The organism is Enterobacter sp. Acro-832 (assembly GCF_011752745.1).
Lineage (GTDB): Bacteria > Pseudomonadota > Gammaproteobacteria > Enterobacterales > Enterobacteriaceae > Enterobacter > Enterobacter quasiroggenkampii.
On record NZ_VWWX01000004.1, the window covers coordinates 427,931 to 443,639 of the forward strand.

General features: G+C 55.7%; 14 protein-coding genes. 8 read left to right on the forward strand and 6 right to left on the reverse strand.

The genetic code is table 11. The features are described 5' to 3' along the window. Positions 1-23 precede the first annotated feature (23 nt). On the forward strand, positions 24-1,571 hold the full coding sequence (locus tag F3J31_RS16780; protein WP_167214276.1) for an MFS transporter: 1,548 nt from the start codon (positions 24-26) through the stop codon (positions 1,569-1,571). A 194-nt stretch (positions 1,572-1,765) separates the two neighbouring features. Then, entirely contained in the window at positions 1,766-3,103 is a 1,338-nt protein-coding gene (locus F3J31_RS16785) for a hemolysin family protein (RefSeq protein WP_008501429.1), read from the forward strand. A gap of 77 nt (positions 3,104-3,180) precedes the next feature. Here F3J31_RS16785 and F3J31_RS16790 read toward each other — a convergent pair whose 3' ends face one another. Continuing rightward, a complete protein-coding gene (locus tag F3J31_RS16790; protein ID WP_008501430.1) occupies positions 3,181-3,387 on the reverse strand; it encodes a DUF1107 domain-containing protein in 207 nt (68 codons plus the stop codon). Positions 3,388-3,711: 324 nt separating this feature from the next. Here F3J31_RS16790 and F3J31_RS16795 point away from each other — a divergent pair, with 324 nt between their 5' ends. Beyond that, complete coding sequence (locus F3J31_RS16795; protein ID WP_023617831.1) at positions 3,712-4,269, forward strand: YtfJ family protein; 558 nt, start codon at positions 3,712-3,714, stop codon at positions 4,267-4,269. Here F3J31_RS16795 and cysQ read toward each other — a convergent pair. Next, the gene (cysQ, locus tag F3J31_RS16800; protein WP_023617832.1) at positions 4,263-5,003 is read right to left on the reverse strand and encodes a 3'(2'),5'-bisphosphate nucleotidase CysQ; all 741 of its coding nucleotides are present in this window, start codon (positions 5,001-5,003) and stop codon (positions 4,263-4,265) included. The two genes, F3J31_RS16795 and cysQ, sit on opposite strands and share 7 nt — an antisense overlap. Before the next feature lie 190 nt (positions 5,004-5,193). Here cysQ and F3J31_RS16805 point away from each other — a divergent pair, with 190 nt between their 5' ends. Continuing rightward, positions 5,194-7,137 (forward strand): bifunctional 2',3'-cyclic-nucleotide 2'-phosphodiesterase/3'-nucleotidase, encoded by a 1,944-nt coding sequence (locus F3J31_RS16805; RefSeq protein WP_167214279.1) that lies wholly within the window; start codon positions 5,194-5,196, stop codon positions 7,135-7,137. Positions 7,138-7,235: 98 nt separating this feature from the next. Here F3J31_RS16805 and F3J31_RS16810 read toward each other — a convergent pair whose 3' ends face one another. Beyond that, positions 7,236-7,622, reverse strand: a complete 387-nt coding sequence (locus F3J31_RS16810) for a helix-turn-helix domain-containing protein (RefSeq protein ID WP_023331869.1) — start codon at positions 7,620-7,622, stop codon at positions 7,236-7,238. Between the two features lie 84 nt (positions 7,623-7,706). On the opposite strand from F3J31_RS16810, the gene F3J31_RS16815 reads away from it, so the two are divergent. The 3 genes from F3J31_RS16815 (at position 7,707) to F3J31_RS16825 (ending at position 10,502) form a co-directional block, all read left to right on the forward strand. Next, complete coding sequence (locus F3J31_RS16815; protein ID WP_167214281.1) at positions 7,707-8,555, forward strand: SDR family oxidoreductase; 849 nt, start codon at positions 7,707-7,709, stop codon at positions 8,553-8,555. An 81-nt stretch (positions 8,556-8,636) separates the two neighbouring features. Continuing rightward, the gene (locus F3J31_RS16820; protein WP_008502887.1) at positions 8,637-9,461 is read left to right on the forward strand and encodes an AraC family transcriptional regulator; all 825 of its coding nucleotides are present in this window, start codon (positions 8,637-8,639) and stop codon (positions 9,459-9,461) included. A gap of 75 nt (positions 9,462-9,536) precedes the next feature. Beyond that, the gene (locus F3J31_RS16825) at positions 9,537-10,502 is read left to right on the forward strand and encodes a DMT family transporter (RefSeq protein WP_048027884.1); all 966 of its coding nucleotides are present in this window, start codon (positions 9,537-9,539) and stop codon (positions 10,500-10,502) included. An 85-nt stretch (positions 10,503-10,587) separates the two neighbouring features. Here F3J31_RS16825 and F3J31_RS16830 read toward each other — a convergent pair whose 3' ends face one another. Continuing rightward, positions 10,588-12,237, reverse strand: a complete 1,650-nt coding sequence (locus F3J31_RS16830) for a methyl-accepting chemotaxis protein (protein ID WP_048027882.1) — start codon at positions 12,235-12,237, stop codon at positions 10,588-10,590. A gap of 244 nt (positions 12,238-12,481) precedes the next feature. Here F3J31_RS16830 and ytfE point away from each other — a divergent pair, with 244 nt between their 5' ends. After that, positions 12,482-13,144, forward strand: coding sequence for an iron-sulfur cluster repair protein YtfE (ytfE, locus tag F3J31_RS16835; protein WP_111967115.1), 663 nt, complete (start codon positions 12,482-12,484; stop codon positions 13,142-13,144). 86 nt (positions 13,145-13,230) lie between these two features. Here ytfE and cycA read toward each other — a convergent pair whose 3' ends face one another. Further along, positions 13,231-14,640 (reverse strand): D-serine/D-alanine/glycine transporter, encoded by a 1,410-nt coding sequence (gene cycA, locus F3J31_RS16840; RefSeq protein WP_008502891.1) that lies wholly within the window; start codon positions 14,638-14,640, stop codon positions 13,231-13,233. A gap of 312 nt (positions 14,641-14,952) precedes the next feature. Further along, positions 14,953-15,573, reverse strand: coding sequence for an FKBP-type peptidyl-prolyl cis-trans isomerase (fklB, locus tag F3J31_RS16845; protein ID WP_008502892.1), 621 nt, complete (start codon positions 15,571-15,573; stop codon positions 14,953-14,955). Positions 15,574-15,709 lie beyond the last annotated feature (136 nt).

The following is a 15,709-nucleotide window of genomic DNA, read 5'->3' on the forward strand; positions in this document are numbered from 1 at the left end:
ATTACCCTACACTGGATATTATTATGGTCAAACCAACTGAACGTAGAGTGGGTTATGGCGTAGCGCTCGGCTACGGCGTAACCGATCTTTTTGGCGGAGGCGCTTTCGCCATTATCGGCACCTGGCTGTTATTTTTTTACACCACCTATTGCGGACTCTCGGTCATTGAAGCGGGATCGATATTCGCCATTGCCCGCGTGATTGATGCGCTATTAAGCCCGATAATGGGTTATATCACCGATAACTTCGGGGATACCTGGCTCGGGCGTAAATTTGGCCGTCGCCGCTTCTTTTTATTACTCAGTTCACCGCTCATGTTTTTGTATGCCCTGTTATGGCTGACGGACATGGGTTACTGGTACTACCTGGGCACCTACCTCTCTATTGAGCTGCTGTCGGCGATGGTGCTGGTTCCCTGGGAGACCCTGGCGGCTGAAATGACGAACCGGTATGAAGAACGTAGCCGCCTGTCCGGCGTGCGGATGATCTGCTCCCAGCTGGGCGGTTTTCTTGCGGTATTCGTTCCCGGGGTGATTATGCAGTTCACGGGGAAAGATAATCCGTTTACCTATACCCTCACCGGGCTGATATTTTCCTGCGTGTTCTGCCTTGCGGTATTTATTACCTGGTACACCACCTGGGAAGCGAAGGATGTGCAGCAGGAATCCAGTTTTAAAGTGGATAACCAGCGCAGCGGCGGGCTACTGAATCACCTGAAATATCTGGTGCTGGATCTCTTTTCCTCCTTCCGTATCCGCGCGTTCCGCCTGCATATTATTATTTATATCTTTTCGTTCACGGCGATGGACGTGTTCGGTTCGGTGTTTACCTATTATGTCGTGTACTGTCTGAGCCAGGATGCGGCTGCGGTATCCGGCTGGCTGAGCATTGCGGCCTTCGCCTCGGTACCCGGCACCTATGGGTTTATGCTGTTGCTGAACCGGCTGAACGTCACGCCGTCTGCCGCCCTGCGGCTCTCCTACGGCTGTATCTTCCTGGTGCTGGCCTTCCTGTTTACGGTCTACCTCACCAAAACGCAGGTACCGACGCTGCTGTTCTCCGCGGTCTTTATTCTGCTCGGTGCCGCCCGCTCTGGCCTCTACTATATTCCGTGGAATATCTACAGCTTCATTCCGGATATTGACGAGATGGTGACCCAGCAGCGCCGCGAAGGGATATTTGCCGGGGTGATGGTCCTGACCCGGAAGAGCACCGTGGCGATTGCCATCATGATTATTGGCCTGGTGCTGCAGGAATCCGGCTTCGTGAAGGGCAGCGGCGCGCAGCCTGAAAGCGCGCTGGGGGCGATTATCGGCCTGATGATCTTCGCAACGGCAGCCCTGCTGGCGGTAAGCTTCTTCACCACCTACAGGTTCAAGCTCACCCGTGAGACGCACAAGCTGCTGCTCAAAGAAATTGCGCGCCGTAAGCTGGGTGGCGATTACCGCGACTGCGACGCTAGCACCCGCGTGGTGATTAAACAGCTCACGGGCTATGAATACGATCAGGTATGGGGAGGCGATGCCACCCGTCGGGCGGTGGGCGATGTCCGCCTGTCTACCGTGAAATAACGTGATGTACCGGACAGCGCCCGCTGTCCGGTCTGTTTTATGCCAAAAATGTGACCTCTGGCAGATTTACATCTCTTTACGCTATACTACCCGCTGAAATAATCGGCTCAACGCTACGAGCTGGTGTTCAATGTGTTTCCACACAAATGGTATCAACTCCCCTTCTGAGGATCTGGCGAGAAGCCGGATAAACTATGTTAAACAGTATTTTAGTAATACTTTGTCTGATTGCCGTCAGTGCATTTTTCTCGATATCCGAGATCTCGCTGGCCGCGTCCCGTAAAATCAAACTGAAGCTGCTTGCCGACGAAGGCAACATCAACGCCTCACGCATTCTCAAAATGCAGGAAAACCCCGGTACGTTCTTTACCGTGGTGCAAATTGGTCTGAACGCGGTCGCCATTCTCGGCGGTATCGTGGGCGATGCGGCGTTTTCCCCGGCGTTTTATAGCCTCTTTGCGCAGTATATGTCCGCCGAACTGGCCGAGCAGCTGAGCTTTATCCTCTCCTTCTCGCTGGTGACCGGGCTGTTCATCCTCTTCGCCGACCTGACCCCGAAACGCATCGGTATGATTGCGCCAGAAGCTGTGGCTTTGCGTATCATCAACCCGATGCGCTTCTGCCTGTTCGTGTTCCGCCCGCTGGTGTGGTTCTTCAACGGCCTGGCAAACGTCATTTTCCGCATCTTTAAGCTACCGATGGTGCGTAAAGACGACATAACCTCTGACGATATTTATGCGGTCGTGGAGGCCGGCGCGCTGGCCGGGGTGCTGCGCAAGCAGGAACATGAGCTGATTGAGAACGTATTCGAACTGGAATCCCGTACCGTGCCCTCTTCCATGACGGGCCGTGAAAGCATTATCTGGTTCGATTTACATGAAGATGAGCAGAGCCTGAAGAACAAAGTGGCGCAGCATCCGCACTCCAAGTTCCTGGTCTGTAATGAAGATATCGACCACATCATCGGTTACGTCGACTCCAAAGACCTGCTGAACCGCGTGCTGGCGAACCAGAGCCTGGCGCTGAACAGCGGCGTGCAGATCCGCAATACCCTGATTGTGCCGGACACCCTGACGCTCTCAGAAGCGCTGGAAAGTTTCAAAACCGCCGGGGAAGACTTCGCGGTGATCATGAACGAATACGCGCTGGTGGTGGGTATTATCACCCTCAACGACGTCATGACCACGCTGATGGGCGACCTGGTAGGCCAGGGGCTGGAAGAGCAGATTGTTCAGCGTGACGATAATTCATGGCTGATTGATGGCGGCACGCCGATTGAAGACGTGATGCGTGTGCTGGATATCGACGAGTTCCCGCAGTCCGGAAACTACGAGACCATCGGCGGCTTTATGATGTTTATGCTGCGTAAAATCCCGAAACGCACCGACTCGGTGAAGTTCTCCGGCTACAAGTTTGAGGTGGTGGATATTGATAACTACCGCATCGACCAGCTGCTGGTGACGCGTATCGACAACAAACCGACCGTACTGGTGCCGAAGCTGCCGGATGCGGAAGAGAAGGTGTCGGCGTAACGTTCTGGCCCCCACAAACATCAACGGCTCCCATCGGGAGCCGTCTTTTTATCTACTACTACTGCATAGCACGTTGGTTAAGCCATCTCAGTTTGCAGACGCATAACCTGACGGTTGACTTCGGACATCACAGACAGGTGCTGTTTGTCCTTCACTTTTGGGACAAGGATTTTGCCCTTATCAAACTCAAAAGCGCCAACATCCTTGATGTACAACCGTCCACGGAACAGGATCTTCACGTACTTCGCCACCTGAAGCGGGTTGTAGCGTTGGAAAATTTTCATTCTTGTATCTCCTGCGAATCATACGCTCTTGCGGTGCCACAATCGGCCCGACTGTCCTGAGCGCAAATTTTAATGCCCAATGACTATAGACCAGAACTACGGTGTTACCCAGTGTGCATAAGTTTATTTACCGTTTGATTACAATTATTCAGAATAATCTTTGCAAAGCGTGACTGAGCGCAGTATAAGCCGTCGTTTTTTCATGGATATGTGCGTTCACCCGCAAACTGGCATCGGGATTGCGGGAAAACCACATTGATCGCACTTATCATTAAAAGCGTATGACCAAGTGGTCGGATCACCTGCAAACAATAAGGAAACGCCATGACCCTACGTAATATCCTTGCAGCAGCCTGCCTGCTGCTGCCCCTGTGGGCGAGTGCTCACAACATTGAAAAAGGACAACGTGTACCGCCAGTCGGCATTGCTGACCGGGGAGAATTGATTCTCGACAATGATAAGTTTAGCTACAAAGCCTGGAATAGCGCGCAACTCGCGGGCAAAGTGAGAGTTGTACAACATATTGCCGGTCGTACATCTGCAAAAGAGAAAAATGCCAGCCTGGTGGAAGCGATCAAGGCCGCAAAATTCCCTCACGACCGCTACCAGACCACCACGATCGTGAATACCGATGACGCCATTCCGGGTTCGGGGATGTTTGTGCGCTCAAGCCTTGAGAGCAATAAAAAGCTCTACCCGTGGTCGCAGTTTATCGTCGACAGCAACGGCGTCACCCGTAAGGCCTGGCAGCTGGAGGAAGAGAGCTCCGCGATTATCGTGCTGGATAAAGAAGGTCGCGTACAGTGGGTAAAAGACGGGGCGCTGACCCAGGAAGAGGTGCAGCAGGTTGTCGACCTGCTGCATAAGCTGCTGGCTCAATAAATAGAGACGCGGAAGCCGGGGTTTAGGAAGGATTCGCGCGGGGTGTAGTCCAGCGGCTTGCCCTGCCAGTCATGAACATGCGCCCCGGCGGCCGCAGCAACGGCATGCCCGGCGGCGGTATCCCAGACGTTCGTCGGCCCAAAGCGGGGATAGAGCTGAGCCTGTCCTTCCGCCACCAGGCAGAATTTCAGCGATGAGCCAATCGAGGTGGTCTGGTGTTCACCCAGCTGCTGCAGGTACTCCTGCAGCTCGCTGTCGCTGTGCGAGCGGCTAATCACCACCAGCGGCGGACGCGCATCGCGCACCTGGATCTGCTTGCGCACGCCGCACTCTTCTTTCCACGCCTTCCCTTCTGCAGCACTGTACATCACCTTCATGACCGGCGCGTAGACCACGCCCAGCACCGCTTTCCCCTTCTCAATCAGGGCGATATTGACGGTGAATTCACCGTTGCGCTTGATGAACTCTTTTGTCCCGTCCAGGGGGTCCACCAACCAGTAACGCTGCCAGTGCTGGCGTTCGTCCCAGCTTTGCGGCGCTTCTTCTGACAGGACGGGGATGTCCGGCGTTAAGGCCTGTAACCCTTTCAGGATCACCTTATGCGCCGCGATATCTGCCGCCGTGACCGGAGAGTCGTCCGCTTTGCTGACGACCTCCATAGGTTTAATACCGTCATACACCTGCATGATGGCATCTCCCGCATCCCGTGCGAGCTGACAAATTTTATCTAGCATTTTCCACCTCTTTGTTAACGCAGTGAGGTTAACTCTTTGTTTTAGTTATATCGTAATGTGAACAATTCCGCTATCTGTGAAGCAATTCCGGTTTCAGGTTGCTTTTTTCTGTCAGGATTCACATTTATGTAAGCAACGCGTTATAGATACATACTCTTTTGTGGCCTGGATCGAAAAAAGGACTCTTCTGATGATTAAGTTTAGCGCAACGCTCCTGGCGACGCTGATTGCGGCGAGCGTGCAGGCGGCGACGGTCGATTTACGTATTCTGGAAACGACCGATCTGCACAGCAATATGATGGACTTCGATTACTACAAAGATACCCCGACGGAAAAATTCGGACTGGTACGCACGGCAAGTTTGATCAATGCCGCACGTGGCGAAGTGAAAAATAGCGTGCTGGTCGATAACGGCGATCTCATTCAGGGCAGTCCGCTCGGGGATTACATGGCGACCAAGGGGCTGAAAAAAGGCGAGGTCCATCCTGTTTATAAAGCGATGAACACCCTGGACTATACCGTCGGTAACCTTGGCAACCATGAATTCAACTACGGTCTGACATACCTGCACGATGCCCTGGCAGGTGCAAAATTCCCGTACGTTAACGCCAATATCATCGACGTTAAGACCCAAAAGCCGCTCTTTACCCCTTACCTAATTAAAGAGACCGAGGTTGTCGATCGGGACGGGAAAAAGCAGACGCTGAACATCGGCTATATCGGTTTTGTCCCGCCGCAGATCATGACATGGGATAAGGCCAACCTCGACGGTAAGGTGACCGTTAACGACATCACCGAAACCGCGCGCAAATACGTGCCGGAAATGCGTGAGAAAGGCGCCGATCTGGTGGTCGTTGTCGCCCACTCGGGTCTCTCCGCCGACCCGTACCAGGCCATGGCAGAAAACTCCGTTTACTACCTGAGTGAGGTTCCGGGCGTCGATGCGATCCTGTTCGGCCACGCCCACGCGGTCTTCCCGGGCAAAGACTTCGCCAGCATCAAAGGAGCGGATATCGGGAAAGGCACGCTCAACGGCGTGCCGTCGGTGATGCCGGGCATGTGGGGTGACCATCTTGGCGTGGTGGATCTGGTGCTGAATAACGACGGCGACCGCTGGAAGGTGACGCAGTCAAAAGCCGAAGCGCGTCCGATCTACGACGCGGCAGCGAAGAAATCACTGGCGGCGGAAGATAAAAAACTGGTCGACGTGCTGAAGCACGATCACGACGCCACGCGCGAATTCGTCAGCAAGCCGATCGGTAAATCCGCTGACAACATGTACAGCTTCCTGGCGCTGGTGCAGGACGATCCGACCGTCCAGGTCGTCAACATGGCGCAGAAAGCCTATGCCGAACACTTTGTGCAGGGCGATCCGGATCTGGCGAAGCTGCCGGTCCTGTCGGCCGCTGCGCCATTCAAAGTGGGCGGACGTAAGAATGACCCGGCAAGCTATGTTGAGGTCGAAAAGGGCCAGCTCACCTTCCGTAATGCCGCCGATCTCTATCTCTATCCGAATACGCTGGTAGTGGTTAAAGCCACCGGGAAAGAGGTAAAGGAGTGGCTGGAGTGTTCTGCCGGACAGTTTAACCAGATTGACCCGCGCAGCAGCAAGCCGCAGTCGCTGATTAACTGGGACGGCTTCCGCACCTACAACTTCGACGTGATTGACGGCGTGAACTACCAGATTGACGTCACCCAGCCGGCGAAATATGACGGTGAGTGTCAGGCGATCAACCCGCAGGCGGAGCGCATTAAAAACCTGACCTTTAATGGCAAGGCGATCGACCCGAATGCCACCTTCCTGGTGGTGACCAATAACTACCGCGCCTACGGCGGCAAGTTTGCCGGTACGGGAGATAGCCACATCGCCTTTGCCTCGCCGGACGAGAACCGCTCGGTGCTGGCGGCGTGGATCAGCGCGGAGTCGAAAAAGGCCGGCGAAATTCATCCGGCGGTGGATAACAACTGGCGTCTGGCGCCGATCCACAGCGAAACGCCGCTGGATATCCGTTTTGAAACGTCACCGTCCGACAAGGCAGCCGCGTTTATCAAGGAGAAGGCGCAGTATCCGATGAAACAGGTCGCGACGGATGATATTGGGTTCGCGATTTATCAGGTGGATTTGAGCAAGTAAAAGCAAAACGGCAACGCACGTTGCCGTTTTTGGTGTTTGTTCCCTCTCCCTGTGGGAGAGGGCCAGGGTGAGGGCATCAGGCCGCACATACCCGGCTTTTACGCCGCGCGATCGTCCCTGTTCGCCATCACCTTCGGCGTATTTACCTCAATCCAGTCCGCCAGCGCGGCGACTTTTTCGCTGACCTCGATACCCATCGGCGTCAGGCTATACTCTACGTGCGGCGGCACGACCGGATACGATACGCGATCGACAAACCCGTCCTGCTCCAGCGCCTGAAGCGACTGGGACAGCATCTTTTCGCTCACCCCGCCCATTTTACGGCGCAGATCGCTAAAGCGATGCGTCCCCTGGCGCAGAGCCAGCAGAATCAGTACCCCCCAGCGGCTGGTCACGTGTTTGAGCACCTCTCGTGAAGGGCACTGTTCCGCGAAAAGATTGCCATCGCGCATTTGTTCGCTGAGCGTCGGTATCGTTGTTTTCATACTTACCTTTTTGTACGTACTTACTAAAAGTTAGCTATGGTGCTAGTGTGCCACAACACCAGACAAACACGAAGGAGATTCATCATGATCGCGATTACCGGCGCCACCGGCCAGCTTGGCCATCTCGTTATCGAACAGCTGTTGAAAACCGTACCGGCTAACCAGATTGTGGCTATCGTACGTAACCCGGCGAAAGCGCAAGCCTTAAGCCAGCAGGGAATTGTGGTTCGTCAGGCGGACTACACGGATGAAGCCGCCTTCGCCGCCGCGCTGAGCGGCGTGGATAAGCTGCTGCTGATCTCGTCCAGCGAAGTCGGCCAGCGCGCAACCCAGCACCAGAACGTGATTAACGCCGCCAAAACGGCAGGGGTGAACTTTATCGCCTACACCAGCCTGCTGCATGCGGATACCTCACCGCTCGGCCTGCACGTTGAACACGTTGCCACTGAAAAAGCGCTGGCGGCGTCCGGCATTCCTTATGCCCTGCTGCGCAACGGCTGGTATACCGAAAACTATCTGGCGAGCGCGCCGCCTGCGCTGGAACACGGCGTGTTTATTGGTGCGGCAGGCGAAGGCAAAATTGCCTCTGCCACCCGCGCAGACTATGCCGCGGCGGCAGCCAAAGTGATCGCTGAAGAGGGCCACGCGGACAAGGTATATGAACTGGCGGGCGACAACGGCTGGACGCTGAGCGAACTGGCGGCTGAACTCAGCAAACAGAGCGGGAAGCCGGTCACCTACCAGAATCTCAGTGAAGCGGATTTTGCCGCCGCGCTGAAGAGCGTCGGCTTGCCTGCCGGTCTGGCCGATATGCTGGCGGACTCCGATGTCGGGGCCTCCAAAGGCGGGCTCTTTGACGACAGCCATACGCTGAGCAAACTGATCGGACGCGCCACCACGCCGCTGGCGCAGAGCATTAAAGACATCCTGTAATTGTTACTGGATGGTTATTTTTTGTGGCATCCCCTCTGGTCATCTTTGATAATGAAAAGATGACCCACGAGGAGGCTTACCGTGCAAGGCGTACCGGAACAGTTTAATGATGAAAGAGACAGCGCGCGCTTTCGCCATCTGGCGCAACTGCCGGGCCTGGAGCTTTATCATGCCCATATTTCTGACTACGCCTTTGAGCCTCACACCCATGAAGCCTTCGGGATCGGCACGATTGAAACCGGTGCCGAACGTTTTCGCTATCGCGGTAGCCAGCATCTCGCGGCGGAAAAATCCGTCGTTACCATGAACCCGGACGAGATCCATACCGGCGAATCCGCCACCGAGGGCGGCTGGCGCTACCGGATGGTCTATATCGAACCCGATCTGCTGGAAGAGGTGACCGGTCTGCGGCACTGGTGGTTCAGTGACGTGACCCGTCATGACCCATTGCGCTCGCAGCAAATTGGCAGGCTTATTTACGGCTTGTGGCACACGGACGATCCGCTTGCGCAAAAAGGATTACTGCTGGATCTGATTGAGACCTTCCAGCCGTTTGCCCATCACGCGCCGCGGGTTCAGGAAGGCGCGCACCGCTTCGAACGGGTACGCGAGTACCTGCACGACAACTATATGCGCGCCCTGACGCTGGACGAACTGGCCAGCGTCGTTTCACTCAGCCCGTATCATTTCCAGCGCCAGTTCAAAGCCCATTTTCACGTAACGCCGCATCAGATGCTGATGGCCATTCGCCTCTGGCGCGCCAAAGCGTTCCTCACCCACGGCATGCCCGCCGCAGAGGTCGCCGCCGCAACCGGGCTGACCGATCAGTCGCATCTGACCCGCGCGTTTACCCACCGCTACGGCATTACCCCCGTGCGCTACCAGAAGCAGGTCACCCGGCGCTAATGCGCAACCTCATACAATACGCACGCATTTGCCCGTCCTACACTGAGAACAAAGTAAATACCTGTGGATGGAAAAATGATTAGTGGAGTGTTGTATGCCCTGCTGGCCGGGATGATGTGGGGGCTGATTTTTGTCGGCCCGCTGATCGTGCCGGAGTACCCGGCGATATTGCAGTCGACCGGACGTTATCTGGCGCTGGGGCTGATTGCCCTGCCCCTGGCGTGGCTGGGGCGCGCGCGCTTGCGTCAGCTCAGCCGTCAGGACTGGGGTACCGCACTGGCGCTGACCATGATGGGCAATCTTATCTATTACGTTTGCCTCGCGAGTGCCATTCAGCGTACCGGTGCGCCGGTATCGACCATGATTATTGGCACGCTGCCGGTCGTTATCCCCGTCTTTGCTAACCTGCTTTACAGCCACCGCGATGGCAAACTGGCGTGGTCAAAAATGGCCCCGGCGCTGGTCTGCACTGCCCTGGGGCTGATATGCGTCAATATTGCCGAGCTGCGTCATGGGCAGGGGGATGTTGACCTGTGGCGATACGGCTCTGGCATTCTGCTGGCGTTCATTTCCGTGGCGTGCTGGGCCTGGTATGCCCTGCGCAACGCGCGCTGGCTGCGAGAGAATCCGGACAAGCACCCAATGATGTGGGCGACGGCGCAGGCGCTGGTCACGTTGCCCGTATCTGTCGTGGGGTATCTCGGCGCATGCCTCTGGCTGGGCCATCAGCAGCCGGACTTCGCCCAGCCCTTCGGGCCAAGACCGTGGGTGTTTATCGGCCTGATGGTGGCGATTGCGGTGCTGTGTTCATGGGTGGGCGCGCTGTGCTGGAATATTGCCAGCCAGAAGCTGCCGACGGTGATCTTAGGGCCGCTGATTGTCTTCGAAACCCTGGCCGGGCTGCTGTATACCTTCCTGATGCGCCAGAGCGTGCCGCCGTTGTTCACGGCCTGCGGGATCGTGCTGTTGGTCGTGGGCGTGGTGATGGCGGTGAGAGCGAAGCCGGAAAAACCGAGGGTTGTTCCGGCGTCGGAGATGTGATTTTGCCGGGTGACGGCTACGCCTTACCCAGCCTACAAGGAACGGTTTCACAGGCCGGGTCAGCGCAGCGCCACCCGGCATGATCTTAAAACGTTTCCCAGTTCGCTTCGGGTGCCGTCGCTACGGGCTGCGCTTTTGGCACATAGGTTTTCACCGGCGCCGCTTTAACCGCCTGATTGCGGGTGATTTTAAATACCGCCACCGCTTCGTTCAGACGTGCAGCCTGATCTTCCAGCGCTGCCGCTGCGGCCGCAGACTCCTCCACCAGCGAGGCGTTCTGCTGAGTCACGCGGTCCATTTCGGCTACCGCCTGGCCCACCTGGTCAATACCGCGGCTCTGCTCGTCAGAGGCCGAGGCTATTTCGCCCATGATGTCGGTGACGCGGGTAACCGCATTGACGATCTCGGCCATCGTGGCCCCGGCTTCGTTAACCAGCTGCGAACCCGCATTCACGCGTTCGCCGGAGTCGTCGATCAGCGCTTTGATCTCTTTCGCCGCCTGAGCACTGCGCTGGGCAAGGGTACGCACTTCCCCTGCCACCACCGCAAAGCCACGGCCCTGCTCGCCTGCACGGGCTGCTTCCACCGCCGCGTTCAGCGCCAGGATATTCGTCTGGAAAGCAATACCGTCGATCACGTTAGTGATTTGCGCGATCTTGCTGGAACTGGTGGCGATCTCATCCATCGTACGTACGACGCCTTCCACCACGTTACCGCCCTTCTTCGCCGTTGAGGAGGCATCCAGCGCCAGACGGGACGCCTGACGCGCGTTATCGGCATTCTGCTTCACCGTTGCCGTCAGCTGCTCCATGCTGGCTGCCGTCTCTTCCAGAGACGCGGCCTGCTGCTCGGTGCGGGAAGAGAGATCGTTACTGCCTGCAGAGATTTCGCCTGCACCGGTGTAAATGGTATCTGCGCCTTCACGCACTACGCCCACGGTATTCGCCAGCGAAGTTTGCATCTCCTGCACGTTGCGCGCCAGGATAGCCATTTCATTTTTACCGTCGGCCTGAATCGGCTGGGTGAGATCGCCTGCCGCAATGGCGCGAATATGGTTAATCACCTCTTCCAGCGGCAGCAGCAGCACGCGGCGCATCGCAATCCAGCTGGAGATAATCACCACAATCACCAGCAACATGACCGCAGAGAGGATCCACAGGATGCGCTTGTAATCACTTTCGTTATCCTGAATGCCTTTATCCGTGAGCGCAGCCTGCGCTTCACGCCATTCACGATACACCGTCTGCATCGCGTTCTGTTTTTGTTCGGCATTCTGCTTGAACATATCTTCCAGATTGCCCTGGCTCAGCAGAACGTTCATTTGCGTCAGCGTCGCAGAGTAAATGCGGTACTGCTCTTCGAGTTGGTTAGTCAGGCTCTCATCCAGGCCTGGCGTGTTCGGCAAGGCATAGTATTTATCGTAATGAACCTGCGCTTCAGTCAGCAGATTTTTCGCCGTGGTCACCAACTCATTCAGCTGACCGCCGTTAATTTGCGAGGCCATGCTGCTTTGCAGGCGCAGCATCCCGCGGTTCAGGGTGACGCGCGCCTGGTTCAGACTGATCCACGCATCGGTAAACTCCGCCACGTTCTTGCTGGAGAGCTGCGCCACGGTGAAGTTGTCTTTATCGTTGTTCAGGGCGTTGATAAAGATACCGGCGGAAATCACTTGCATGATGCCGAGCACAAGCAGCACCGAAATCAGAAGGGTAATGACTTTTATACGTTTAAACATGCGTTGCCTTTGTTATATGCAGGTTTGTCTGACGTGGATATATCGGCAGGCACAGCGGGTTGTTTACTGTTTCTCCACCTTTAAAAAGTTTCGAAACCACTTTCCTGAGCCCATTCAGAGAGTTAAATCGGATATTTTTTTGTGATCTGCATCTCATTTTTCCCCGTCCCTCTAAAGGGTTATAGCGCCACCTTAAAGATGCATTTAGTATGCATCTTATATTATTGAGAATGAGGTAACTGCTATGGCCTTTCGCGACCAACCCCTCGGCGAGCTGGCGCTCTCCATTCCTCGCGCTTCTGCGCTGTTCCGTAAATACGATATGGACTACTGCTGCGGCGGTAAGCAAACCCTGGCGCGTGCGGCGTTACGCAAAGAGCTGAACGTTGAGGTGATTGAAGCCGAGCTGACGCAGCTGGCCGCACAGCCCATCGACAAAGACTGGCGAACCGCTCCGCTCGCGGAAATCATCGACCATATCATCGTGCGTTATCATGACCGTCACCGTGAACAGCTGCCGGAGCTGATCCTGCAGGCGACCAAAGTCGAGCGCGTCCATGCCGACAAACCTTCCGTACCGCGCGGTCTGGCAAAGTACCTGACCCTGCTGCACGAAGAGCTTTCCAGCCATATGATGAAAGAAGAGCAGATCCTCTTCCCGATGATTAAACAGGGAATGGGAAGCCAGGCGATGGGGCCCATCAGCGTGATGGAAAGCGAGCATGATGACGCGGGCGAACTGCTGGAGGTGATCAAACATACCACCCACAACGTCACGCCGCCGCCAGAAGCGTGCACAACGTGGAAAGCGATGTACAACGGCATTAACGAAACGATCGACGACCTGATGGAGCACATCAGTCTGGAGAATAACGTTCTGTTCCCACGGGCATTAGCGGGGGAATAAAAAAGCCCGGTGGCGCTAGCGCTTACCGGGCCTGCAACGTCCTCGAACGTAGGCCGGGTAAACGTCAGCGCCACCCGGCAACATGCTTAACGCATGCCAGCCATACGTTTCTTACCGATAAACATCCAGCCCAGCCCCAGCGCGATAAACCACAGCGGCGTGACGATCAGCGCCTGGCGGGTATCATCTTCCAGCGTCAGCAGAACCAGCACGAAGACGAAGAACGCCATGCACACCCAGCACATCAGCTTGCCCAGCGGCATCTTGTAGATCGATTTTTCATGCAGGTGTGGGCGCTGTTTGCGGTACACCAGATAGGAGCAGAGGATAATGGTCCAGACGAACATAAACAGGATCGCAGAGACCGTGGTGATCATGGTGAATGCGCCAATCACGCTTGGGTTCACGTAGAGCATCACCACACCACCCAGCAGACACATGCATGAGAAGGTCAGCCCTTTTGCCGGTACGGCACGCTTAGAGAGCTTGGCGAACGCGCTCGGCGCCACGCCTTCCTGCGCCAGACCAAACAGCATACGGCTGGTTGAGAACACGCCGCTGTTTGCGGAAGAAGCCGCAGAGGTCAGCACCACGAAGTTAATCAGGCTCGCTGCCGCAGGCAGACCTACCAGCACGAACAGCTCAACAAACGGGCTCTTGCTTGGCACCACCGAGCTCCACGGCGTCACGGACATAATGATAATCAGCGCGAAGACGTAGAACATGATGATGCGCACCGGAATGGAGTTAATGGCGCGCGGCAGGGACTTCTCAGGATCTTTGGTTTCCGCAGCGGTCGTTCCGACCAGCTCAATCCCTACAAACGCGAACACCGCAATCTGGAAGCCGGCAAAGAAGCCGCTGATGCCTTTCGGGAACCAGCCGCCGTCATTCCACAGATGGGTAAACGACGCCTGAACGCCGGTTGGTGACTGGAAGTGGGTGAGCACCATCACCAGGCCCACCACGATGAGCCCGACAATGGCCACAATTTTGATCATTGCGAACCAGAACTCCATCTCACCGAACATTTTAACGGTGGCGAGGTTAAGGCTCAGCAGCAGAACGATGACCGCCAGCGAGGCCACCCAGTCCGACAGCCCCGGGAACCAGAACTGCGCATAGGCGGTAATCGCCACGACGTCCGCCATACCGGTGACGACCCAGCAGAACCAGTAGGTCCAGCCGGTAAAATAGCCCGCCCATGGTCCGAGCAGGTCTGAAGCGAAGTCGCTGAAGGATTTGTATTCAAGGTTCGAGAGCAGCAGTTCACCCATTGCACGCATCACGAAGAACAGCATAAAACCGATAATCATATAGACGAATATGATTGACGGTCCGGCGAGACTGATGGTTTTGCCTGACCCCATAAACAACCCGGTACCGATGGCACCCCCGATGGCAATGAGCTGAATATGACGGTTTGTGAGATTGCGCCGTAGCGACTGTTCAGACGACGCCTCTTCGTCGGCGACGACTTTGACCTGATCTACCATGTGATATTTTCCTGTTTATGCCTGTCTGTGTTGTTAAGGCTCTTCTGGCCTTTAAATACGCCAAAAAAATGACGTTCCCTTGTAAGGGCTAATCGATATTAGGTAAGAATCGGCGGGATGAATACTATGATTTAGATATTATGTTAATAATATGTTGAAAGTGAGTGTCATATCACTCATACAGCGCGAAACAGCTCACAAAAATACACGCAACAGTTTCGTTTGCAAGATAAAATATTGATTCCGGCTTAACTATAGGTTTTCACGCTATTTTCCCCTCCCCAGCCGGGGAGAGGAAATAAGAAAAGTCGATTACAGAATTTCCAGCAGCTCGACTTCAAAGACCAGGGTGCTGAATGGCGGGATGGACGCGCCAGCGCCGCGCTCGCCGTAGGCCAGGTTGTGCGGAATAGTCAGTTCCCATTTAGAACCCACTGGCATCAGGGTCAGCGCTTCGATCCAGCCTGCGATAACGCCATTCACCGGGAACTCAGCCGGTTCGCCGCGCGCCACGGAGCTGTCGAAGACGGTACCGTCGATCAGCTTACCGGTATAGTGTACGCGAACGTGGTCGGTACGCGCCGGGATTGCGCCATCACCCTGATTGATCACGCGGAACTGCAGACCAGACTCGGTGCTGTTCACGCCTTCACGCTCACGGTTCTCTTCCAGATATTTCACACCTTCGGCGGCCATCTCTTCAAAACGTGCGCGACGCACGGCGTCAGCACGTTCGTGGATTTCACGCAGCGCACGGTGCACAACGTCAACCGGAACGGCAGGCTGTTTACCTTCCAGCGCGTCAGCGATACCCGCCACCAGCGCTTCGGGTAACAGACCTTCCAGGCCGGATTCGCTCAGCTGCTGTCCTACCTGCAAGCCGATACCGTAACTTGCCTGCGCTTCGATAGTGTCAAAAGTCGGGGTGGTCATGGGTTTTCCTTCCATCACATTTAAAGTAGCGGGCAGCATATCAGCCATGCCCTTATGGGTAAAACTTTGTCTGAAGTTAAGGTGACAAACCGCGACGAAACAGAAACAATAGAGAGAACCAGGATTAATCCCGAAC

What these genes read in the sequence shown, in the direction of transcription:
- F3J31_RS16780 (WP_167214276.1), top strand. Translation starts at nt 24, where the DNA reads ATGGTCAAACCAACTGAACGTAGAGTGGGTTATGGCGTAGCGCTCGGC.
- F3J31_RS16785 (WP_008501429.1), top strand. Translation starts at nt 1,766, where the DNA reads ATGTTAAACAGTATTTTAGTAATACTTTGTCTGATTGCCGTCAGTGCA.
- F3J31_RS16790 (WP_008501430.1), bottom strand. Translation starts at nt 3,387, where the DNA reads ATGAAAATTTTCCAACGCTACAACCCGCTTCAGGTGGCGAAGTACGTG.
- F3J31_RS16795 (WP_023617831.1), top strand. Translation starts at nt 3,712, where the DNA reads ATGACCCTACGTAATATCCTTGCAGCAGCCTGCCTGCTGCTGCCCCTG.
- cysQ (WP_023617832.1), bottom strand. Translation starts at nt 5,003, where the DNA reads ATGCTAGATAAAATTTGTCAGCTCGCACGGGATGCGGGAGATGCCATC.
- F3J31_RS16805 (WP_167214279.1), top strand. Translation starts at nt 5,194, where the DNA reads ATGATTAAGTTTAGCGCAACGCTCCTGGCGACGCTGATTGCGGCGAGC.
- F3J31_RS16810 (WP_023331869.1), bottom strand. Translation starts at nt 7,622, where the DNA reads ATGAAAACAACGATACCGACGCTCAGCGAACAAATGCGCGATGGCAAT.
- F3J31_RS16815 (WP_167214281.1), top strand. Translation starts at nt 7,707, where the DNA reads ATGATCGCGATTACCGGCGCCACCGGCCAGCTTGGCCATCTCGTTATC.
- F3J31_RS16825 (WP_048027884.1), top strand. Translation starts at nt 9,537, where the DNA reads ATGATTAGTGGAGTGTTGTATGCCCTGCTGGCCGGGATGATGTGGGGG.
- F3J31_RS16830 (WP_048027882.1), bottom strand. Translation starts at nt 12,237, where the DNA reads ATGTTTAAACGTATAAAAGTCATTACCCTTCTGATTTCGGTGCTGCTT.
- ytfE (WP_111967115.1), top strand. Translation starts at nt 12,482, where the DNA reads ATGGCCTTTCGCGACCAACCCCTCGGCGAGCTGGCGCTCTCCATTCCT.
- cycA (WP_008502891.1), bottom strand. Translation starts at nt 14,640, where the DNA reads ATGGTAGATCAGGTCAAAGTCGTCGCCGACGAAGAGGCGTCGTCTGAA.
- fklB (WP_008502892.1), bottom strand. Translation starts at nt 15,573, where the DNA reads ATGACCACCCCGACTTTTGACACTATCGAAGCGCAGGCAAGTTACGGT.